Here is a 5000-nt window from a genome sequence, read left to right as displayed (position 1 = left end):
TGATTGGCTGTCCATATCTCCATAATGGGAAATTATCTCTTCGGCACCTTCTTCCTTTAGTTTTCGGAACATGTACTCCAGATCAGCATCAGTCAATGATTTGAAAATTTTGTGAACCATTAACTGTGCTTTTAACTCTTTTCTAAATTCTTCATGGTATTCCTGAGGATAATTAGCCAGGAGTTCTATGTTTTCATTTTCCAGAGCCTGTGAAGCTGCCCTTGATGCTATTTCTGCACAGGTAAAACCCATTATCAGACCACCACCAGTGGTGGGTTTGACCTGGGACGCTGCATCTCCCAGAAGAAGTACTCTATCCTTTACCAGTTGTTTTTGCGAGTTATACTTGGGAATAACTCCATAATATTTCTTTAAAATAGTTGATCCCCTGAGTTCGGGGCGTTTGTCTATCAATTCTTTGAGTAGCATGTTTAACTGTTGATAATTACAATCTGCAAAGAGTCCTATTCGTGCCGTGCTTTCAGATAAGGGAATGACCCATAAAAAACCAGGAGCTACCCTTGAATCAACGTAAAGGTGAACGTAGTCCTTTTGAAAACGTTTTTCACCCACGTCAACCAGATACTGGGCAGCCTGGAATGATTCCACCGGTGGGTTAAATTTTTCAGATATGGTAGAAGCGTGCCCATCTGCCCCCACCACCACTGTCGCCGATATCTTGTCATTTTCCTTATTTTTGATGTCTATAACACCACGGAGGGTATCTACCTTTTCCACCTTTTGATTGAGGAATATGTCGGCCCCTGCATCTTCAGCGAGTTGGGCTAAAAACTTGTCATACCCTACCCTGTCCAGAACGTATGCTTCGGGTTTATCCTTTTGAACTGATAGTATGGTATCTTCAGGGGAGTGGAGAAATGCTCCGTGAACCGGGTTAATTATAAATTTATCGGGTAGAATATTCACTTTTTTAATTCTTTTACCTAAAAGTCCCGCGCACTGGAGTGGAACACCAATTTCCCTTTTTTTCTCAAGGACAGCTACTTTATAGCCTTTTTCTGCCATGTGCCTGGCAAAGGTTGAGCCTACTGGTCCGGCACCAACCACTGCCACATCGTAGTTCTTCATATCAATCTCAGGTAATGATTACTTATTTTTGTAAATTTGGATATTGTTAAAATTAAATATCAAAAAATTGGTAGTAATTGGCATATGCACTTAATATGAGCATATACTAATCCAAATATTCAGCAAGCTATCTTTTAAACTTTTGGTCATATTCTTCAATAATGGATCTTTTGGGTATTCTATGGTTCTTTGGTTTTAAATCCACTTCCTCACCCATGGTAAGTCTATCAATTATATCCTCCACCTCCCGGGGATTGGGAACATCTTCCAGAATGATATTGGTGTGTTCATGACCTCCATAGATTTCTATGTCCCCCGCAGAGAATAAACGATCCAATATGCCCTGATCTACATCTATATCTTGAATCTTGCTGTAATGAATGTAGGATCTTTTCTTTCTAATTATTCCCCTTTTCACCACCACCCTCTGCGTGGTAATCTGATATTTTTTCTGTCTCCAGGAAATCATATCCCATACTATGGATAGTATCAGGAGGAGGATGATCAACAGTAGGAGATAGTAGGTGGCCTGGATCAGGGGGAGCTGAACAAATTGCACCGAGTAATTCTCTAAAGCGATCGCTACCAATATTACATACCGGAAAAGGTAAAAAACCACTATTAAAAGTATTAATTTGAGAATGGTCCACTTCATGCTGGCTAAAAATCGGGGACGCGTCTCAAACACCAGCCTCTCCCCCGGATTGTTATTATTATTTCGGTTAAACATTATCTCATCTACCACCATTCACACATAAACAAGTATTCCATGGTATAAATAACCTATTATCATCTTCTATAAAGTATTTTACAACTTTAGTATAAAATTTAATATTCAAATAGTTTTATCTGCATCCTTTAACTAATTTTTAGGTGATGATTAAAAAGAGGATCGTTATACAGGAAACCAATATATTGCTCACATCAGACATTGAGCCCAGTTACGTTGTTGGTTTTATCACCCGCCAGAGGGAAGAACTAAAACGCTTTATCCGGATGAATAGAGAGTTTCAAACCAGCCTGGAACCGTTAAAACTGGTTTCAGCGCCAGAGATTGTGAAGATGATGGCCAGTTCTGCCCAGATAGCTGGTGTGGGACCCATGGCCGCGGTGGCCGGAACCATCTCCCAGCTCACCCTTAACTTTTTACTCAAACAGGGGGCAAAGTATGTTATTGTGGACAATGGCGGTGACATCGCCCTTAAAACCAATAAAGATGTCATTATGGGTTTATATGCGGGGGAATCATCCTTATCTGGAAAAATAGGTTTTAAAATCAAACAGGACAAGACTCCCCTGGGAATATGTACATCATCCGGCACTGTGGGCCATTCCATTAGTTTTGGGCAGGCTGATTCAGTTACGGTATTCTCATCTTCATCCAGTGTTGCCGATGCACTGGCCACCTCCATTGCCAACCAGGCCACCGGAGATAATGAAGTGGAAATGGTTGAAAACTGTCTGGCAAAGGCTGAAGATATGAAGGAACACTTTAAGGGTGTCCTGATAGTGGTGGGAGAATCAGCAGGAACCGTTGGAAAGATACCGGATCTGGTGGAGACTGATAAGAAAATAGTTCTGGGAGATCTCTACGATCTCTACTAGAAAATTAAGACACATAAATCCTTAAAAACCCCTTTCCAACGTGAGCCATAATTATAAGCCAGATAAAGATTGAACTTTAACTTGTTCACCCTTTTCCATGATTTCAACATTTTTGGGGACTTCGAAATAACCATCTGCCTCAGCCAGAGCAGTTATTGCACCAGAATCCTTCAGTATGGGGTGTGCAATGTTACCCTCTATTTTCACCAGAACAAAGTGGCTCCTTCCCCGGGCAGAGTGATATCTCCGACCCAATTTAAGACTACGGCTTTCTTTTTTCTCCATGAACTCATTAACACCAGCAATACCCCTTAAAAATGGAGCTACAAATCCGTGGAAAATCATCAAGGCCGATACTGGATAACCCGGGAGGCCGAAAAGAACAACATTTCCCCCCTCATCGGGTAAAGTACCAATTAAGGTGGGTTTACCTGGTTTTACCGAAATTCCGTGGACCAGGATTTTTCCCATATCTTCCACCACCTGTCGCAGGATATCCCCGGCGCCAGCTGATGTCCCCCCCGAGGTGATTATAACATCGGCATCTTTATATGAATCTATTCTATTCTTTATGGAATCATAATCGTCTTTAACAATTGTAGAAGCCAGAGGTGTGCAACCACAGGACTTGACAGCATTGGATATTGATTCGGAGTTAATATCATATAATTTACCGTGCTTTAACTCTTCCTCTGGTTTTATTAGTTCATTACCGGTGGATATGACTGCCACTATAGGTTTAGCGAAAACGGGAATCTCTTTTAATCCAACCGCACTTAAGGCTCCTATTTTTGCTGCAGTTAAAAGAGTTCCTTTTTCCATTAGTAACTGGCCCTTTTCAATATCCGAGCCCTGCAGAGCCCGGTTGGTTCCAGGAGCCACTGCTTCCATTATCTCCACTTTATCATTCTGGATATCCGTGACCTCCACCATGACCACGGCATCCGCACCGGCCGGCAGAGGGGCACCAGTACCCACTTCACTACAAGTACCTTTTTGAACCTCTTTGGAAGGTGAATCTCCTGCTCTGATTTTTTCGATCAAATTCAAGATTATAGGATTGTCTTCTGAGGCTCCGAAGGTATCCTGTGCCTGTACTGCATATCCATCCATGGAGGCCCGGTTAAATGGCGGGAGATCAATAAGGGCGTGAACATCTTCAGCCAAAACCCGCTGATAGGCATCACTCAGATTGATCCTTTCGATCTTTCGCTCCATATTCAGGGAGTCTATGATTTTTTTCACTTCATCGGGATCCATTAGATTTAAAAATTCTTTGCCCATGGACATAACCTCAAAAAGGGGTATTTCATTGTGATTCTGTCACTTATATTACCTTTATCTATAAATAAATCCATCCCTTCCCACCAAACCATAAATTTGCACCTATAATAAAAACATTTTCAGTGGTTTTTAAAAAATAAAAAGAATCCAGGTGACACTAATAGCCAAAAATCCCCCTTAAAACAGATTAACTGGAAAAATATGTATTAAACACTACAGTATGGAGTAAAATGTTAAATACTCCCCTATACTGCGCCAAATAAATGGAAAACTTCCGGAGAGTGAGGTTTTTGGGGATTTAAAAAAAAGATTTGAATTGATTTAATTATTGAAAGAACAGAATTTAACTAAACTGTTAAAGATTGAACTTTATTAAATGATTAAAGTTTCTAGATAATGATTATGCAAGTTATGAAAGAGATGTAATCTCTTGCCGGAACTCACATAGAAAGTAGGAATAAATTAGGAATTAAAAAACCGTTATAGGACCCCATTAAATTCCAGTTTAATCCATTAAAGGGGACACAACGGATGATTATAACTTAATGTTTAACTCCTCTTCCTCTTTTGTTACCTGGTTTTTTATGTTTTGCTTTGGTTCTTTTATTGGTTCCTTTCACTTTTGCCATATTTTCAACTCTTATTTATTCGTATTTCCAATTACTATTGGATTTGGATAGTATTAAGAACTTTTACCAGAAAAGCTCTCGGTATAAGTTAACTTGATCTTAACTTAATCCAGTTTCAGAATATTTTTTGATATTTGATTATATAACTTTATATAGGTTTCATTATCCATAAAAATAAAACCCAGTTAGATCTCATATATCATATAATACTTTGACAACATCAAAAGTTTAATTTTTGGTGCCAATGATTTACCGAGTATAAGTCGATTCTGTATTGGCTTGATTTTTAATTATTGATTCCGTTATTAAATTAATTATATAATAAGGTGGTTGATGTGAATCATCCCCAGATTTTATTTTGAGATCGAGGCTGTCCCATAATTAACTTTTATT

4 protein-coding genes (1 of these 4 running past the window's edge) are annotated in these 5000 nt (G+C 39.3%); 1 reads left to right on the top strand and 3 read right to left on the bottom strand.

What is annotated here, in order from left to right; all coding sequences use genetic code 11:
- Together QC759_RS00910 and QC759_RS00905 are read right to left on the bottom strand one after the other, a co-directional pair.
- Positions 1-1089, bottom strand: the 5' portion of a protein-coding gene (locus QC759_RS00910) for a geranylgeranyl reductase family protein (protein WP_048071824.1). It extends 90 nt beyond the left edge of the window; only the first 1089 of its 1179 coding nucleotides appear in the window; it begins with the start codon at positions 1087-1089; the stop codon falls past the left edge of the window.
- A 127-nt stretch (positions 1090-1216) separates the two neighbouring features.
- Positions 1217-1777: a PH domain-containing protein gene (locus tag QC759_RS00905; protein WP_276700390.1), complete on the bottom strand. Its 561-nt coding sequence runs from the start codon at positions 1775-1777 to the stop codon at positions 1217-1219.
- A gap of 188 nt (positions 1778-1965) precedes the next feature.
- Between QC759_RS00905 and QC759_RS00900 the strand changes: the two genes are divergently transcribed.
- Positions 1966-2694 carry a UPF0280 family protein gene (locus tag QC759_RS00900; protein ID WP_048071826.1) on the top strand — a complete coding sequence of 243 codons (729 nt, stop codon included), beginning with the start codon at positions 1966-1968 and terminating at the stop codon, positions 2692-2694.
- A 51-nt stretch (positions 2695-2745) separates the two neighbouring features.
- Here QC759_RS00900 and QC759_RS00895 read toward each other — a convergent pair whose 3' ends face one another.
- Entirely contained in the window at positions 2746-3978 is a 1233-nt protein-coding gene (locus QC759_RS00895) for a molybdopterin-binding protein (RefSeq protein ID WP_048071827.1), read from the bottom strand.
- Between the last annotated feature and the right edge of the window lie 1022 nt (positions 3979-5000).

Source organism: Methanobacterium formicicum (assembly GCF_029848115.1).
In the GTDB taxonomy this organism is placed as follows: Archaea; Methanobacteriota; Methanobacteria; order Methanobacteriales; family Methanobacteriaceae; genus Methanobacterium; species Methanobacterium formicicum.
Note: the sequence above shows the minus strand (reverse complement) of the source record. Positions and strands in the feature narration are given on the sequence as shown.

What these genes read in the sequence shown, in the direction of transcription:
- QC759_RS00900 (WP_048071826.1), top strand. Translation starts at nt 1,966, where the DNA reads ATGATTAAAAAGAGGATCGTTATACAGGAAACCAATATATTGCTCACA.
- QC759_RS00895 (WP_048071827.1), bottom strand. Translation starts at nt 3,978, where the DNA reads ATGGGCAAAGAATTTTTAAATCTAATGGATCCCGATGAAGTGAAAAAA.